General features: G+C 67.5%; 15 protein-coding genes. 13 read left to right on the forward strand and 2 right to left on the reverse strand.

Features of this window, described 5'->3' with window-relative positions:
* Positions 1-11: 11 nt before the first annotated feature.
* A complete protein-coding gene (locus FIF60_RS03310; protein WP_144183828.1) occupies positions 12-1043 on the reverse strand; it encodes an ABC transporter substrate-binding protein in 1032 nt (343 codons plus the stop codon).
* Between the two features lie 139 nt (positions 1044-1182).
* Between FIF60_RS03310 and FIF60_RS03315 the strand changes: the two genes are divergently transcribed.
* The 3 genes from FIF60_RS03315 to FIF60_RS03325 all read left to right on the forward strand — a co-directional run bounded on the left by FIF60_RS03315 (position 1183) and on the right by FIF60_RS03325 (position 5355).
* A complete protein-coding gene (locus tag FIF60_RS03315; RefSeq protein ID WP_144183830.1) occupies positions 1183-2088 on the forward strand; it encodes a LysR substrate-binding domain-containing protein in 906 nt (301 codons plus the stop codon).
* Between the two features lie 97 nt (positions 2089-2185).
* The gene (locus tag FIF60_RS03320; RefSeq protein WP_144183832.1) at positions 2186-4276 is read left to right on the forward strand and encodes an NAD-dependent epimerase/dehydratase family protein; all 2091 of its coding nucleotides are present in this window, start codon (positions 2186-2188) and stop codon (positions 4274-4276) included.
* Positions 4273-5355: a glycosyltransferase gene (locus FIF60_RS03325; RefSeq protein WP_144183834.1), complete on the forward strand. Its 1083-nt coding sequence runs from the start codon at positions 4273-4275 to the stop codon at positions 5353-5355. Before FIF60_RS03320 ends, FIF60_RS03325 begins: the two co-directional genes overlap by 4 nt.
* Here FIF60_RS03325 and FIF60_RS03330 read toward each other — a convergent pair.
* Positions 5325-5834: a GreA/GreB family elongation factor gene (locus tag FIF60_RS03330; RefSeq protein WP_144183836.1), complete on the reverse strand. Its 510-nt coding sequence runs from the start codon at positions 5832-5834 to the stop codon at positions 5325-5327. The two genes, FIF60_RS03325 and FIF60_RS03330, sit on opposite strands and share 31 nt — an antisense overlap.
* A 521-nt stretch (positions 5835-6355) precedes the next feature.
* Between FIF60_RS03330 and FIF60_RS03335 the strand changes: the two genes are divergently transcribed.
* The 10 genes from FIF60_RS03335 to FIF60_RS03380 all read left to right on the forward strand — a co-directional run bounded on the left by FIF60_RS03335 (position 6356) and on the right by FIF60_RS03380 (position 16691).
* A complete protein-coding gene (locus tag FIF60_RS03335; protein ID WP_158639046.1) occupies positions 6356-7330 on the forward strand; it encodes a radical SAM protein in 975 nt (324 codons plus the stop codon).
* Positions 7331-7378: 48 nt separating this feature from the next.
* Entirely contained in the window at positions 7379-8551 is a 1173-nt protein-coding gene (locus tag FIF60_RS03340; protein WP_275426705.1) for a radical SAM protein, read from the forward strand.
* A gap of 3 nt (positions 8552-8554) precedes the next feature.
* Positions 8555-9730: a glycosyltransferase family 4 protein gene (locus FIF60_RS03345; RefSeq protein WP_144183842.1), complete on the forward strand. Its 1176-nt coding sequence runs from the start codon at positions 8555-8557 to the stop codon at positions 9728-9730.
* A 391-nt stretch (positions 9731-10121) separates the two neighbouring features.
* Positions 10122-10820 carry a GntR family transcriptional regulator gene (locus FIF60_RS03350; RefSeq protein ID WP_239451476.1) on the forward strand — a complete coding sequence of 233 codons (699 nt, stop codon included), beginning with the start codon at positions 10122-10124 and terminating at the stop codon, positions 10818-10820.
* Positions 10811-11902, forward strand: a complete 1092-nt coding sequence (locus FIF60_RS03355) for an isocitrate/isopropylmalate dehydrogenase family protein (protein ID WP_144183844.1) — start codon at positions 10811-10813, stop codon at positions 11900-11902. The genes FIF60_RS03350 and FIF60_RS03355 overlap by 10 nt, the downstream gene beginning before the upstream one ends.
* On the forward strand, positions 11899-12912 hold the full coding sequence (locus FIF60_RS03360) for a Gfo/Idh/MocA family protein (RefSeq protein WP_144183846.1): 1014 nt from the start codon (positions 11899-11901) through the stop codon (positions 12910-12912). The genes FIF60_RS03355 and FIF60_RS03360 overlap by 4 nt, the downstream gene beginning before the upstream one ends.
* Before the next feature lie 35 nt (positions 12913-12947).
* On the forward strand, positions 12948-13958 hold the full coding sequence (locus tag FIF60_RS03365) for a TRAP transporter substrate-binding protein (protein ID WP_144183848.1): 1011 nt from the start codon (positions 12948-12950) through the stop codon (positions 13956-13958).
* Positions 13959-13969: 11 nt separating this feature from the next.
* Positions 13970-14443, forward strand: coding sequence for a TRAP transporter small permease (locus tag FIF60_RS03370; protein ID WP_158639048.1), 474 nt, complete (start codon positions 13970-13972; stop codon positions 14441-14443).
* Positions 14440-15726 carry a TRAP transporter large permease gene (locus tag FIF60_RS03375; protein WP_204251092.1) on the forward strand — a complete coding sequence of 429 codons (1287 nt, stop codon included), beginning with the start codon at positions 14440-14442 and terminating at the stop codon, positions 15724-15726. Before FIF60_RS03370 ends, FIF60_RS03375 begins: the two co-directional genes overlap by 4 nt.
* On the forward strand, positions 15726-16691 hold the full coding sequence (locus tag FIF60_RS03380) for an SMP-30/gluconolactonase/LRE family protein (protein ID WP_144183852.1): 966 nt from the start codon (positions 15726-15728) through the stop codon (positions 16689-16691). Before FIF60_RS03375 ends, FIF60_RS03380 begins: the two co-directional genes overlap by 1 nt.
* The last annotated feature ends 1 nt before the right edge of the window (position 16692 follow it).

The following is a 16692-nucleotide window of genomic DNA, read 5'->3' on the forward strand; positions in this document are numbered from 1 at the left end:
CCGCTTTCAGCTCAGCGTTCTACCTCGCGGTTCCAGCGCCGCGTCCAGGCATCGCGGTTCTGGTTGATCACGTCCCAATCGACATTGATGAGCTGCTGGGCCCGCTCGCCCACGGGGGCCATCGGCATCGCCGTGGGGTCGACCGGCGCGTGGCGGTTCACCGGGCCGTAGCCGTACTCGCGCGCAAGCAGCGCCTGAAGCTCGGGCGCGACCATGGCGCGGACGAATTCCTGCGCGATGGGCGAGGGGTTCTGCTTGGCGATCGGGCAGATCGCGGCGAGGAGCGTCGGGGTGCCCTCCTTCGGATAGACGAAGCCGACATTGAAGCCGGTCGCGGCGAAGGAGGCGACGCGGCCCGTACCCCAAACGCCGAGCACCGCCTGGCCCGACTGGAACAGTTCCGTCATCTTGCCTGGCGAGGGCTCGTAGACGAGCACGTTCGGGTTCACCTTGTCCTTCATCGCGGCGAACCCTGGCTCGATCTGCCGCTCGCCCCCGCCGGCCATGCGCGCGAACATCACGAGCGTGTGCAGGCCGTAGGTGTTGTTGATCGGCGGGATGACGATGAGCTTGCGGAATTTCGGGTCGGTCAGGTCGTTCCAGGAGGTCGGCGGAGCCCAGCCTTTCTCCTTGAAGTAGTCGATGCTGTACATCAGCCCCGTGCCAACGATGCCGACGCCCACCGCGCGATCGCCGGGGAAGCGTGCAGCCGGAACGATGTCGGCCTCCGGAAGGCCGGTGATCGGCGCGCAGAAGCCGAGCTGGATGCCCATGAACATCGGGCCGTCATCCATGAAGGCGACGTCGATCTGCTGGTTGCCGCGCTGGGCCTGGAGCTTGGCGAGCGTGTCGGTGCTGTTGCCGGCAACGTACTCGATGCGCAGGTTGTGGCGCTGCTGGAAGGCGGGCAGCACCTCCTTGCGGATCGTCTGCTCGAAGCTGCCGCCATAGCCTGCGACGTAGAAGGTCTGTTGCGCCTCTGCCGGGATAGCGGCAATGGCGAGCGTCCCGGCGAGCGCGAGCCCGCGCAGTGTCGTCTGCATGGTCAGGTCTCCCTCTTCCTTGTCGGCGCCGGACTGCGCCGTGCCCCGCTTTGTTGCAGAGGCAGCATCGAGTGGGTGTGTTCCATGCGTCAAATGCTTATTTTGGCCCCATCAATGTCCTGGTGTTATAGATGCGTCGATGCACCTGAACCCGCGCCAGATCGAGGCGTTCCGCGCCGTGATGCTCGGCGGCAGCACCGTGCGTGCGGCCGAGGCCATGAAGGTGAGCCAGCCCGCGGTGAGCCGGCTCCTGCAGGATTTCCAGGCCCGGCTCGGGTTGACGCTGTTCACCCGCCGCGGCACGCGGCTGGTGCCGACCTCCGAGGCGCTGGTGCTCTACTCGGAGGTGGAACGGTCCTATGTCGGGCTCGACCGCATCGCCCATGCCGCCTCGGAGCTGCGCACGCGCCGTGCGGGCGTGCTGAGGCTGGCCGTGATGCCGGCGCTGGCGAACGGGTTCCTGCCCCGCTTCGCGGGCCGCTTCATGAAGGACCGCCCGAAGCTCGACCTCGCGATCTACGGGCTGCTGTCCCATCACGTGATCGACTGGGTCTCCTCCGGGCAGTGCGACCTCGGCTTCGCCATGGGCAGGATGCAGCACCCGGCCGTCGCGACGCGGTCACTCCCGCAGTCGCGCATGATGGCCGTCGTGCCGGAGCGGCACCGCCTCGCCCGCCGGAGGCGGATCGTCGCGGAGGATTTCCATGACGAGGATTTCGTCTCGCTGAGCCCCGGCGCATCGGCCCGCGACGAGATCGACAGGCTGTTCGCCGACAGGCGCATCCAGAGGCGGCAGAGGATCGAGACGCCCCTGTCGGAGATCCTCTGCGCCATCGTCTGCTCCGGTGCCGCCGTCGGGCTCGTCGATGGGTTCACGGCGCTTGAATATGAGGGAACAGGCCTCGTCGCCATTCCCTTCGAGCCGGCGGTGATGTTCGCGATCTCCGCCGTCTATCCCGCCCAGCGCGGCCTTTCCGGCGTAGCCGAGGAGTTCCTCGAGGGCTTCACGGCCGCGCTCGCCGACGCCGCTGCGCGAGGCGGCTAACGATTGCGTCACATCTCCAAGGCCATATGCTGCCGCGGCCCCCGCTCATGGGGCCCGACTGTCCGGACCTCGACCCTTTGAGCTGGAGCCCCTGACGTTGCGACGTGTCGCTCTCATCGGCGCCGGTAACATCGCGCAAGCCCATGCCGAGGCGCTGCGCGGGCTTGCCGGCGTGCGCATCACCGCCATCGTCGACCCCGCCGCCGCGGTCGCGGAGCGGCTGGCTCAGGCCTGCGGCGGCGCGGCGACCTTCCCTTCCGCCGAAGCAGCACTCGCCGCCAACGCGTTCGATGCCGCCCATGTGCTCGTGCCGCCAGACCTGCACGAGCCGATCGCCAGTCCGATCCTCGAGGCCGGCAAGGCGGTGCTGCTCGAGAAGCCGCTCGCGGTCTCGAGCGCCGAATGCGCCGCGCTCGCCGAGGCCGCTTCAGGCTCGGGTGCGATGCTCGGGGTCAACCAGAACTTCCTCTTCCACCCGGCCTTCGCCTCGCTCCGCGCGCGCCTCGAGCGTGGCGAGATCGGGCGTCCGAGCCATGTCGACTGCCTCTACAACGTGCCGCTGCGCCAGCTTGCCGCGCGGCAGTTCGGGCACTGGATGTTAGACCGTCCCGTCAACATCCTGCTCGAGCAGGCCGTGCATCCCCTGTCGCAGATCGCAGCACTCGCGGGCGAGATCCGCGAGATCGCCGCGATCGCCGAACCCGCCCTTCCCCTCGCGCCGGGGCTTTCGCTCCGCCCGAGCCTGACCGCGACGCTCGGCTGCGCTAGGCTTCCGGCGACGCTTCGTTTCGCCGTCGGGCAGGAGTTCCCGTTCTGGCAGATCACGGTGCTGGGCGATGACGGCGTCCTCGTCGCCGACATGCTGGCCAATCGCTGCTACCGCCATGGCCGCACGCGCTATCTCGGCGCGGTGGACAACGCGCTCTCCTCGGCCTCGACGGGGTTGTCGCTCGCCGGCGCAGGCTTGCGCAACATGGCCGACTACGCGCTCTCGATGGTGAAGCTGAAGGGACGGTCGGACGCGTTCTTCCTGAGCATGAAGGGAAGCATCGCCGCCTTCCACGCAGCGCTCGACGGGGGCAGGCGGTTCGAGGCAGATGCCGCGTTCGGCGCGAGCCTGGTTTCGGTGTGCGAACGGCTTGCCGAGGCGACGTTCGGCGCGACGGAGCCGCGCCCGGCGCGCCCGCCTTCGCCCGACACCTGGGAAATCGCCGTGCTTGGCGGCACCGGGTTCATCGGCGCGGAGACCGTGCGCGTGCTGGTCGAGGCCGGCTATCGCGTCGCCGTCCTTGCCCGCACGATGCGCAACCTGCCCGCGATCTTCGACCACCCGTCCGTTGCGCTGATCCGCGGCGATGTGCGCAAGGAGGAGGACGTTGCGCGCGCGATCGGCCCGGCGCGCATCGTCGTCAACCTCGCGCATGGCGGAGGCGGGGCAACCTACGAGGCGGTGCGCGCGGCGATGGTCGACAGCGCGACGATGGTCGCGCGGCTCTGCCTCGTCCGGGGCGTCGAGCGGCTCGTTCATGTCGGCTCAATCGCGTCGCTCTATCTCGGCCCGCAGGACGGGGCCGTGACGGGCGCGACGCCGCCAGACGCGATGGCCGAACAGCGCGGCGACTATGCTCGTGCCAAGGCCGAGGCGGATCGCGCGCTTCTCGCGATGCATGCGTCGGAGAAGCTGCCGCTCGTCATCCTCCGGCCCGGCCTGGTGGTCGGTGCCGGTACGCCGCCGTTCCATTCTGGCCTTGGCTTCTTCAACAACGAGCAGCACGTCATCGGCTGGAGCCGCGGCGACAACCCGCTTCCGTTCGTGCTGGTGCGCGACGTGGCCGACGCGATACTCGCCGCGGCCCGCACGCCGGGAATCGAGGGGCGCTGCTACAACCTCGTCGGAGATGTGAGGTTGTCTGCGCGCGAGTTCGTTGCCGAGCTCGCGCGGGCGACCGGCCGGCCAATCCGCTTCCATCCGCAATGGCCGACACAGCTCTGGCTCGAGGACATCGGCAAGTGGGTGATCAAGCGCGCGGGCGGAAGGCGTGCTCCGATGCCGCCGAAGCGCGATTTCCTCTCCCGTGGCCTCGCCGCTCGGATCGACTGCGCGGATGCCAAGCGCGACCTCGGCTGGCAGCCGGTATCTGACCGTGCCGTCTTCATCCGCGAGGCGGTCGACGTGCACGGGCGATGAGCCCCGCACCTCTGATGCTCTCGGTGTTCTCCACCTTCGCGGTGGGGGGGCCGCAGGTTCGCTTCGCCCAGCTCGTCGCCGGCCTCGGCGCCTCCTGGCGGCATGCCGTGATCGTTATGGACGGGCGGCTCGGTTGCCGCGAGCGCCTGCCGCCCGAGGCCGACGTGACCTTCCCCGAGATCGCCTTCCGCAAGGGCGAGATGCTTGCGAACGCGTTCCGGTTCCGAGGCGCGCTGAAGACGCTGAAGCCCGATCTGCTCGTCACCTACAATTGGGGCACGATCGAGTGGGCGATGGCCAATGCCTTGCCGCTCGTGCGCCAGGTGCATGTGGAGGACGGGTTCGGCCCCGAGGAGCGGGACCGGCAGATCCCCCGCCGCGTCTGGATGCGGCGGCTGTTGCTGCGCCGCGCGACGGTGGTGCTTCCCTCGCGCCGGCTCAAGGCGATCGCGCGCGACATCTGGCGCCTGCCGCCCGCTCGGCTTCGCTACATCCCGAATGGCATCGACCTCTCGCGCTTCACCCCGCGCGACCGGGCGGTGCTTCCGCCGGTGCCGGTGATCGGCACGGTTGCGGCGCTGAGGCCCGAGAAGAACCTCGCACGGCTCGTGCGCGCCTTTGCCTCGGTGCGCGCGCTTCGCCCAGCAAGGCTCGCCATCGTGGGCGACGGGCCCGAGCGCGCCGCGCTCGAGGCGCTCGCGCGCGAGCTCGGCCTCGTTGACGATGTGCTGTTCCATGGCCACCAGCCGGAGCCCGCATCGCTGTTCTCCGGGTTCGACCTGTTCGCCCTGTCCTCCGATACCGAACAGATGCCGCTCTCGGTGCTCGAGGCGATGGCGGCCGGCCTGCCGGTCGCTGCGACGGATGTCGGCGATGTGCGGCTGATGCTTGCACCCGAAAATGCGCCCACTGTGGTGCCGCGCGACACGGCTGCGCTCGCCGGAGCGATGACGCGGCTTCTGCTCGACGACACGCTTCGCCGCGATGCCGGCTCCGCCAACCGCGCCAAGGCCGAGCGGGAGTATAACGAGCACCTGATGGTTGACGCCTATGCGCGGGTGTTCGCCTCTCCAGGCTGACCGTTCCATACCGAGAGCACGACGAGGCGCAGCGTCACGCCGGTCAGCGGAACCTCCACAGCATCGCCTGTGCCATTGCCGATCAGCGCCACGGCGACGGGGGCGCGCCAGCCGATCAGGCCGCGCGCGGGATCGGCCTCGTCCTCCCCGACGATGCGCAGCGTGACCTCGCCGCGCCCCGGCCAGAGCACAGTCACCTCCGAACCGAAGCCGATTTCCTCCGCATCCTCCGGCGGTGGCGTTACCTGTGCGGCGGCGAGCCGCGCGGCCCAGTAGCGCCGCTCGCGCTGCAGCCGCGCGATCTCCGTGCGCTCTGCTGCACCGGCCCCGGCGGCGAGGGTGGCATCGATCTCCGCGAGCGTGTCGACGATCTGCCGGTGCCCCTCCGCCGTCACCGGGTTCGGCGGCGGCGGAACAGGGAGCTCGGGCAGGCGGTCAGGCGTGTCCTCGTCAGGCTCGCGGACGAAGGCCTTGCTCATCCCTGCATCGTGCATGCGGGGGAGCGGCGCGCAATCCGTCATGGCGCCGGCGAGGGGAAGAGGGACATGCCGCCTTCGGGTTCGGTGGTGGGACGGCCAGGTGCTGGACGGCTACCGGTTCAACAAGAGGTGGGCAACATGCGCCGGTTTCGCTGTGGTCTGCTGCGTCCGTGAATGACGTACGAGCGCGCTAACCATATTGCGGCGCATTCGCCTCGCTCGCAGACCATGATCAGGTACGAGAGAAAACAGAAAAACGTTCAACCATGGCGAGCGTATTGATCGTCTGGACTCAAGTAATTGTCTATGCGAGCATTTTGTAACGAAGAAGTTTTCGTATGCAGGATTTATTGGAGATGGGGGGAATGTTAAACTCGAAGTTGCAACTGGCCTTGCGTGCTCTTGTTGAAGAGCGACCGAAGCTCCGTTCTTTCGCCAAAAGCGTGTATTTGAGCGGCGCGAGGGCGCACCATACGGTTGGTCGATGGGTTCCCGCCACAATTAGAGCGCGCCCTCGACAGTTGACCCTCGCGATCACAGCCAACTGCAACCTTCGCTGCGTCGGTTGCCGATACGGCCGCGATTTCATGCCCGGCGATCGCCTGTCGCTCTCCACCGTGATGCACGTCCTCTCCGACGCGAAGGCCGGCGGCATGGAGACAGTCCGGTTCTACGGGGGCGAGCCGCTCTTGCACCCCGACCTTCCAGGCATGATCCGGTACGCATCCGAACTTGGTCTGCGATCCTATGTCACGACAAATGGGACGCATCTCGGCCCGAAGATCGGCCCCCTGTATGAGGCGGGCCTGCGCCTCGCAACGATCGGCTTCTACGGTGTCGGTGACGCCTACGAGGCATACACGCAACGGCCCGGGCACTTCCGGCGCCTCGAGCAGAGCGTGGAAACCGTAAGACGGCTCTACGGAGACCGGTTCCAACTCCAGCTCAACTTCGTCCTCCTCCGACCCACATGCACCGTCGAAGCGCTCCGTGCCGCATGGGCCTTCGCGGAGCGATACGGGATGTTCTTCCACGTCGATCTGGCCTCGGGGTCCATCCCGTTCTTCACCGGCGGCGCCGAGGATCAACTCCTTCTCACGTCCGATCACCGCGACGCGGCAGCGGAAGTTGCGTGCGAAATGCTGAGACTGAAACGTGGAGCTCCGGCCCGGTTCGTTCACTCGGAAGCCTTCATCCGCTCGATCCCGGATTGGCTCATCAACGGGCCGGCGATGCGTGTCCCGTGCAATGCGTACGAGCTTCTGTGGATCGGGGCGGACGGGACGGTGCAGCTCTGCGATACGGCGCTGCCGCTCGGGAACGTCAACAGGCAGCGGCTTCGGGATATCCTGTTCTCGCGTGAGCATCACCGTGCCGCCCGCGACGGGTTTCAGCTCAACTGCCCGAACTGCACCTGCCTCGTCGAGAGCCGGATCCAGAAGGACGCGGCCTCCCAGCGACGCTACGCCGTGCCGCTCGCAGGCGAGGAGCGCTGAGCGATGGGAGGGGAATGCGACGCCAACGGTGCGCGTGCGAAACTACGGATGGCGACTGACGCAGTTCGTCGGGCCGTGAGGACGGCAGCCCGATCGAGCCCGGGAGCGAAGCGCGTTCTTGTCCAGGCGGAGCGCGCGGCAGGGCTGATCGAGCACACGATTGCCCGGGCAGTGCCGAGCGTGCTTCAGCCAAGACCGCGTCGGCTCACGGTTGCGATCACCGCACACTGCAACCTGCGCTGCATCGGCTGTCGCTATGGGCGCGACTTCATGGTCGGCGAGCAGCTCAGCCTGGATGAGGTCAAGGGATTGCTGACCGACGCGCGGAGCGCCGGGATCGAGCTGGTGAGGCTCTATGGCGGCGAACCTCTGCTCCACCGCGACTTGCCAGCAATGGTGCGTCACGCGGTTGATCTCGGGTTGGGCACATACATCACGACCAACGGCCTGTTGCTGCGGCAGAAGATCGATGCTCTTTACGACGCCGGCCTTCGCAACATCACACTAGGTTACTATGGGGCCGATGAAGCCTATGACCGCTATTCGGGACGATCAGACCGCTTCGCGCGCCTCGAGGATGCCCTTCGCTACGTCAGGAGCCGCTACGGGAGCGAGCTCTCGCTCCAGCTGAACTATCTGGTGATGCGGCCAAGCGTCTCGCTTGCTGCGCTGCGTGCGGGATGGGAGTTCGCCGAGCGGTTCGACATGTCGTTCCATACGGACCTGCTGCACTACTCCCTGCCATATTTCACCGACGGAACCGAGGGCGGACTGAAGTTCACGGCGGCGGACCAATCAGCGCTGCGCGCCTTCGCCTCTGCATTGAGTGATCTGAAGCGGTCGCATCCGACCCGCGTGAGAGAAAGTCTTGCAAGCATCCATTCGATTCCAGACTGGCTTCTGAAAGGGCCAGGAATGCGCGTGCCTTGCGATGCGCGAACGCTGATCTGGGTCGGTGCTGATGGTTCTGTGCAGCTCTGCTACGTCACCTTCAAGCTTGGGAACATCCGTGAGCGGCCTCTCCGGGAGATGCTGTTCACCGAGGCGCATCGCCAGGCTGCCCTCGATGCGTTCCGCCTGAACTGTCCCAACTGTCATTGCGAGCGGGACAGCCGAATCAGCAAGGACCTTGCCAGCCGCATTCGCTATGCGGCGAGCCCGCCCCGCGCGGCCCTTGCAACGGGTGAGCGGGCCTTGGGCGAAACGCCTGCGCCGGGCTGAGCGATGAAAATGCTGGATCGCCCGACCGAGTCGCCGTCCGTGGTGCATCTTCTCAGCGGGCTTGAAGTGGGAGGCAAGGAGCGCGCCGCCCTGCGCCTGGCGCGACGCGGAATTCGCGTCGGCGACCGGCACGAGCTATGGCTGTTCGATACGCCGTACCGCTCCCCCGGCAGCGACCTCGATCCTGGCCCTGTGCCTGTCCGCTTCGTCCCACGGAGACCGGGCTGGGACTTTCGGTTTGTCGGGTACTTGGTGCGGCGCTTCCATCGCTTCGGAGTGGGCGTGATTCATGCCTATAACGACACGGCTCTCTGCTATGCGGCGATGGCGTGTGCCCTGGCCCAGTCATGGGCGCCGAAGCTCATCGCAACGTTCCACACGTGGCCGACACACGGAACGTTGGCAGCGAAAATTTCGACGCGTCTGGCCGCCTCCCGTGCAACGGCCCTGACGGCCGTGTCTGACGATCTCGCCGCACGGCTTGTGACGGCTGGCTGGCTCCCGCATTGCCAGATCATCCGGAACGGCGTCGACCTTGACGAGTTTTCGCCCAATGGCGACGACGGAGGTTGGCATGGCCGGTTGGGTCTTGCGCGTGATCGACCACTCATTGTGCACCTCGCGCGCTTTGACCCCGTGAAGCGTCATGTGGACGTCATCGAGGCGGCAGGCCTGGTACACGCTGTCTGCCCGGATGCCGTCTTCGTTCTCGCAGGCGAAGGACCGTTGCAGGCCGAGATGCGGCGGAAAGCCGCTTCGATGCCGTTCATACGGTTCGTCGGCAACGTCGCGGAGCCCGCAGCCCTGCTTCGTGCAGCGAGTGTCTTCATGCTGCCCTCGCTCGATGAGGCTGCGCCGTTGGCGCTTCTCGAAGCAATGGCGTGCGCCTGCCCAGCCGTCTGCACAAACGTCGGCGGCATCCCCGCCATTCTGGCCGGACCCGATGGCCGACCGGCAGGAATTCTTGTGCCTGCGTGCAGTCCGGCGGATTTGGCGAGTGCGGTAGTCCAGTTCTTGAGGAGCCCGTCGTTACGCGCGCAACTGAGTGACCGCGCACGGCGCGCGGTTGGGCAGTTCTCGTTCGAGCGAGAATGGGGTGAGTACAGCGCCTTCTATCGCAGTTCGACGGAGCGCGTGAACAAAGTAAATAGGAAGGTCAGCGCGATGCACCAAAACTGAAGTCCATTTTGTACACAATAGAATTGGCACATGTTCTTACAGTAAGGTGTAAACTGTACTGAGCTTCTTGTTTGGCTAACCGATTGGGTCACCCGCTTCCTGCGACCCGTCCCGGATCAGCACGCAGGTGGAGTTGCGGGTCAGAAAGTGTCCGGGCCGGGTCCGAGGAGTGTCGCCGACAGAGGTCAATCCTGACGCTCGCAGCCGATGCGCATGCGAATACGCCGATCGTTCCCGTTGCCGTGGAGGACCCATCCGCCCCCCTTGACGCAGAGCTTCCCGCATACTTCAATGCATACGTTAACGGACGCGTGAGGCTCACCCTGTCGATCCCATCGCTGTGCCCAGGCCAACGAAGGTCCAGCCCGCCAATCCCGCACGAGCGGCTGTCGTGAGCGTCGTTGCAGGGGCTCCTGCCGCGCGCAGGGCGCGACCAGCCACGGCCGCCGAGGCCGCGCACCAGCGGCTCAAGCAGATGATCCTCGACAACGCGCTGCCGCCTGGCACGCAGCGGCTCGAGGCGGAGCTGGCCCTCGAACTGGGATGCTCCCGCACCCCCATCCGGGAGGCGATGCTGCGGCTCGAACGCGACGGGCTCGTCGCGGTCACGCCGCGCCACGGCATGCGCGTGCTGCCCGTGTCGCTCGCCGACATGCGGGACATCTACGACGTGCTCGAAAGTCTCGAGCCCAAGGCCGCCGAGCTGCTCGCGCGCCGCGGCCTTCCCGCCGACGAGCTCGCGCCACTGCACAGCGCCTGCGAAGCCATGGAAGCGGCACTGGCGAACGAGGACCGCCCGGCCTGGGCGAAGGCCGACGAAGCGTTCCACAGCGGCCTGGTCGATCTCTGCGGCAACCGCCGGCTCGCCGCGATGGTGATGCAGGTGTGGGACCAGGCCCACCGCGCGCGGATGCTGACGCTCAATCTCCGCCCCTTGCCTGCCGCGTCCACCGCAGAGCATCGCGCCATCATGGTCGCGATTGCTGCCGGCGATGGCGACAGCGCGCGCGAGCTCTACCGGCTGCACCGCCGGCGCGGCGGCACCGAACTGATGTCTCTCATCGAACGGAGTGGTCTTGCATGGCTCTAGCCACGAACAGCGTCCAGGTCGCGGTGATGCCGGGTGACGGGATCGGCGTCGAGGTGACCGAGGCGACGATGGGTGTGCTCGAGAAGCTCGTGCGCCGCCACGGCCTCGGCCTCAGCACGCAGACGCTGCAGGCCGGCGCCTTCGTGTACCGGGAGACCGGTACGGCGATGAGCGAGGAGGTGTTCCGCAAGGCCGAAGCCTCCGACGCGATCCTGCTCGGCGCCATGGGGTGGCCCGGCATCCGCTATCCGGACGGAACCGAGATCGCCCCGCAGCTCGACCTCCGCTTTCGTCTCGGCCTCTATGCCGGCGTGCGGCCAATCCGCGCCATTCCCGGGGTGCCGCTCGCGCTCGCCCATCCGCGGGCGAAGGAGATCGACCTCGTGGTGCTGCGCGAGAGCACCGAGGGCCTATTCTGGGCGCGCGGCCGCGGCGAGGTGATCGACGACACGGAAGCGCGCGACACGATGGTGATCACGCGCGCCACCACCGCGCGCCTCTCGCGCTTCGCCTTCCGCCTCGCCGAACGCCGGGCCGAGCGGCTCGGCCGCCCGCAGAAGGTGACGCTCGTCGACAAGGCCAACGTGTTCACCTCCATGGCCTTCATGCGGAAGGTGTTCCGCGAGGTCGCCGCCGAGTTCCCGTCTGTTCCGTCCGGCGAGCACTACATCGACGCGATGGCGCTCGACCTCGTCCGCCGGCCATGGGATTTCGACGTGTTGCCGATGGAGAACATGTTCGGCGACATCATCTCCGACCTCGGTGCGGGGCTGATCGGCGGCATGGGCTACGCGCCGTCGGCCGATATCGGCGACACGCATGCGGTATTCCAGCCGAGCCACGGCACTGGCCCCGACATCGCCGGCAAGGGCATCGCCAACCCGACCGCGATGATCCTGTCCGCTGCGATGATGCTCGATTGGCTCGGCGCACGTGGGGCAGGGCAGGCCTGGTCGGATGCCGCGCAGGAGCTCGAGCAGGCCGTCGACACCGCCTTCGCCAACGGCCTCCGCACGGCGGAGTTCGGTGGCGCCGGCACCGTCGAGGTCGCCCGTGCGGTTGCGGAGAACATTCCGACATGAAGGTCGCGGTGGCCGGCTGCGGATACTTCGCCGCGTTCCACCGCGATGCCTGGGCGCGCCTGCCGGTGCAGGTCGTCGCCGTCTGCGACCGTGACGGGGCGAAGGCGGAACAGGCCGCCGCCGGCATCGCGGGCGCACGCGCCTTCACCGACGCCGAGGTGATGCTCGACACGGTCAGGCCCGATCTGCTCGACATCGTGACGCCGCCCGCCACCCATGCGGAGCTTGTCGCTCTCTGCGCCGCGCGCGGCATTCCGGCAATCTGCCAGAAGCCGCTCGCGCCTGACTGGAATGCCGCACTGGCCATCGTCGAGCATGCCGAACAGGCTCGCATGCCTCTTCTCGTGCACGAGAACTTCCGCTTCATGCCGTGGTTCCAGGAGACGGGGAGGCTGATCGAGTCGGGTGCGGTCGGCGAGCCGCTGGACATCTCCTTCCGGCTCCGCTCCGGCGACGGGCAGGGCGAGGACGCCTATCTGGCGCGCCAGCCCTACTTCCGCGCGATGCCGCGCTTCCTCGTGCACGAGACCATCATCCATCTGATCGACGTGTTCCGTTTCCTTTTCGGCGAAGTCGCCGGCGTCTTTGCACGGCTGCGCAGGCTGAACCCGGCGATCGTGGGCGAGGATGCAGCGACGATCCTGTTCGCCTTCGCGAACGCGCGTCGCAGCGGCATCGTCGATGGCAACCGCCTGATCGACCACCCCTCCGACGATCCGCGCATGACCAACGGCGTCCTGCTCGTCGAGGGCACGGGCGGGACGATCCGGCTCGACGGGTACGGTCGGCTGTTCCTGCGTCGCCATCGCGGCGAGGAAACAGAGCATGCCTATGCCTGGGAGGCGCGCGGCTATGGCGGGGATTGCGTGTTCCGGCAATGCGAGGCCGCGCTCGCGCATCTGCGCGATGGAGCGCCCATCGCGAACACCGGTCGCGCCTGGCTGCGCAACATGGAGATCGAGGAAGCCATCTACCGCTCGGCCGAGGAGGGCCGCTTCGTGACCGTCTAGCGAAACCGACAAGGAAAACGGGAGGAACCAGGAAAATGACACGCATCGCAACGACCCGCCGCTCCATGCTGCTCGGCGGTCTCGGAACGCTCGCCGCGCCGGCCATCTCCCATGGCCAGCAGCCGCGTACCCTCAGGCTCAACCATACCGACACAGATCTCGGCGCACGGCAGGAGGCCGCGAACCTCTTCGCCCGCCGCGTTGGCGAACTGACTGACGGCCGCTTCCGCGTGCAGGTCTACCACTCCGGCCAGCTTGCCAACGATGCGCGCAGCCTCGAGCAGGTCGCCGTCGGGTCGATCGACCTCGCGATCACCGGCGTCGTCACCTACGCGACGCATACCCGCCCGCTGAACCTCATCGCCCTTCCCTACCTTGCCGAGACCTACGAACAGGGCTGGCGGCTCTATGACCGGTCGCAGTTCATCGCCGGTCAGAAGCAGGCGCTGATCGGCCGTGGCATGCGCGTGATCGGCGACTGGGAAGCAGGCTTCCGCAGCTTCTCGACCACGTTCCCCCTTCCGTCGCCCGCTGCGGCTCGCGGCCGGAAGCTCCGCATCGCGCCGGTCGACATGATCCGCTGGATCATGGAAAGCCAGGGCTGGAACCCGGTCGTGATGCCGGTGACCGAGGTGTATCTCGCGATCCAGCAGGGCACCGTGGACGGTCAGGAGAACCCGATCGACACCATCATGAGCCAGCGCTTCCACGAGGTGGCCAAGCACATCACGCTGTCGAACCATGTCTATTCGCCGCTTTGGCTCTGCGTCGCCGAGCGTACCTGGAACTCGCTGCCGCCGCCGGCACGCGACGCGCTGATGCAGGCCGGCCGGGAGAGCGGCCAGCACAACCGCCGCACGGTGGCCGAGAACGACGAGAAGCTCCTGCAACAGATGACCGCTTCCGGCGCGACGGTGAACCGCCCCGATCTCGCGCCCTGGCGCGAGGCCTCGCAGGGGGCGATCGTCCGCGCGCGCCAGCAATACGGCCAGGAAGCGGTCGACGTGTTCCTGCAGGAAGCGAACGCGCTTCGCGGCCAGGCCTGAGGAGGGACATGATGCGCGCGCTCGATCGGTGCTGCGTGACGGCCGGGCGCGCGCTCGATGCGTTCCTGATCATCGGCGGGGGCGGGCTCACCCTGGTCGTCATGATCAACGTCATCGCACGCTACGTGTTCAACCTCTCGCTGGCGTGGGTGAACGAGGTCGGCGAGTTCGTGTTCCTCTGGCTCACCTTCCTTGGCGGGGCGCGCGCTATCCAGCTTGGCGCGCACCTGACGATCACCGAGCTCGTCGATGCCGCAGGCGCGCGCCTGCGCCAGGCCCTCCACTGGCTGGCCGATGCAATCGCCGCCGGCGTGCTGATCGTGCTCCTGCTCTGGGGTTGGGCGTTGGCCGAACAGATGATGGGCCAGACCCTCTCCGTCACGTACATCCCCATGGGGCTCGCCTATGCCGCCATGCCGGTGAGCGCGGTGCTCGGCCTTCTGTTCATCGTCCGCCGCGTGCTGGCGGGGAACGCGGCACAGTGACGCTCTTCGTCTCGACCTTCCTGTTCTTCATGGGCATCGCTCTGCTCGGCGTGCCGCTCGTCTGGGCGCTCCTCGTCGCAACCTTCGCCTATATCCATCTCTCGCCCAACTGGTACGTCACCGAAGGCGTGCTGCTCTCCTTCATCGGCGGCGTCGAGCCGTTCCACCTTCTTGCCGTGCCGATGTTCATTGTTGCCGGGGAGATCATGGTGGCTGGCGGGGTGGGGCGGAGGATGATCGACTTCGCCTCCAAGGCGCTCGGCTTCCTGCGCGGCGGGCTCGGCGTCGTCACCGTCTCGTCCTCGATGCTGTTCGCGGGTGTCTCGGGCTCGGCCGTCGCCGACAGCGCAGCGATCGGGGCGGTGATGATCCCGGGCATGCGGCAGCGGGGCTACACGCGCGAGTTCGCGGCCGCACTGGTCGCGGTCGCCGGCACGATCGGCATCATCATTCCACCGTCGATCCCGATGGTGATCTTCGCCTTCATGGGTGGCGTGTCGGTGAAGGAGCTGTTTCTCGCAGGCTTCATCCCGGGCCTCCTGTTCGGTGGCGTGCTGATCCTCTGGTGCATGTATCTCGGCCGTGCCCGCGGGTGGGACCCGGGCGGCAGGCCCGTCTCGGCGACGGAGCTGCTCGCCTCGTTCCGCGACTGCATCCCGGCTCTGCTGTTCCCCGGCGTGATCCTCGGGGGCATCTTCGGTGGCGTCTTCACGCCGACCGAGGCGGCTGCCGTCGCGGTGTTCTACGCCCTGCTGATCGGGCGCTACGTCTATCGGGAGCTCGGCTGGGTCGACGTTCCGCGGATCCTGCGCGACAGCTTCGTCACCTCGGCCACCGTCATGCTTGTCATCGGCGCAACCACTGCCTTCGCGTGGGTGATGACGATGGAAGGCGTGCCGATGAACATGGTTGCGACGCTCAATGCCTGGAACCTCTCCAAGTGGGAGTTCCTGCTCGCGGTCAACCTTGCCCTTCTCGTTCTCGGCATCTTCCTCGAGCCGGTTCCTGCGCTCGTCCTGACCGCGCCGCTGCTCCTGCCCGTTGCGCGAGGCCTCGGCGTCGATCCCGTGCATCTCGGCCTGATCATGACCTGCAACCTCGCCATGGGACTGTTCACGCCTCCGGTCGGCGGCACGCTTTTCGTCGCGGTGAAGATCGCCCAGGCACGGATGTGGGGAACGACGCGGGAACTCGCGCCCATGTTCGGGCTCTGCTGCATCGTGCTTGGCGTCGTCACCTATTTCCCTGGCTTCGTCATGGCGCCTGTCGGTTGGTTCCGCTGATGCTGCGGGTCGAGGACGTCTCCTTCCACGGAAGCGGGCTCGAGCGTCCCGAATGCGTGCTCGTGGCACGTGACGGCACGGTCTACTCGGCCGATTTCCGGGGCGGGGTGGCGGAACATGCGGCCGACGGCACGCATCGGCTGATCCGGGGCACCACCGCCGACCTTCCTTCCGGCCTGAAGCCGAACGGAATCGCGTTCGACCGTGACGGCAGCTTCCTGATCGCCCATCTCGGCGCCGAGGAGGGCGGTGTCTTTCGCTTGACGCGAACGGGCGACGTGTCGCCTGTCCTCCGCGAGGTCGATGGCGTTGCCCTGCCGCCGACCAACTACGCGACGCGCGATGCCGCCGGCCACCTCTGGATCACTGTCTCGACCCGGCTCTCGCCGCGCCAGCGCGACTGGCGGCCGGACGCGGCGAGCGGCTTCATCGTCCTGATGGACGATCGCGGCGCGCGGATCGTGGCCGACGGCCTTGGCTATACCAACGAATGCCTGCCCTCGCCCGATGGTCGCTCCCTGTACGTCAACGAAACCTACTCGCGCCATCTCGCCCGGATCCCCCTGCATGCCGACGGCACGCTCGGGCCGAAGGAGCGTCTCGTGGCGTTCGGCGAAGGCGAGTTTCCCGATGGCCTTGCCTTCGACATCGAGGGCCACGTCTGGGTGACGGCCATCGTCGCGAACCGGCTTCTCCGTATCGACCCGCGGGCGGGAACGGTGACGCGCATGCTCGACGGCGGCGACCCCGCGCATGTCGCGCGCGTCGAGGCCGCGTGGCGTGCGGGGCGCCTCGCAGCGCGTGATCTCGCCACGGCCGGCTCGAGCGCCCTGGCAAACGTGTCGTCGCTCGCCTTCGCAGGACCCGGCAGGCGCGAAGCCTGGCTCGGCTGCCTGCTTGCCGGCCACATCATGCGCACGCCGATGCCTGTGGCGGGCCACCCGCCACCGCACTGGTCATGGTGAC

The sequence above is a fragment of the Elioraea rosea genome (assembly GCF_007644105.1).
Taxonomy (GTDB): Bacteria; Pseudomonadota; Alphaproteobacteria; order Acetobacterales; family Acetobacteraceae; genus Elioraea_A; species Elioraea_A rosea.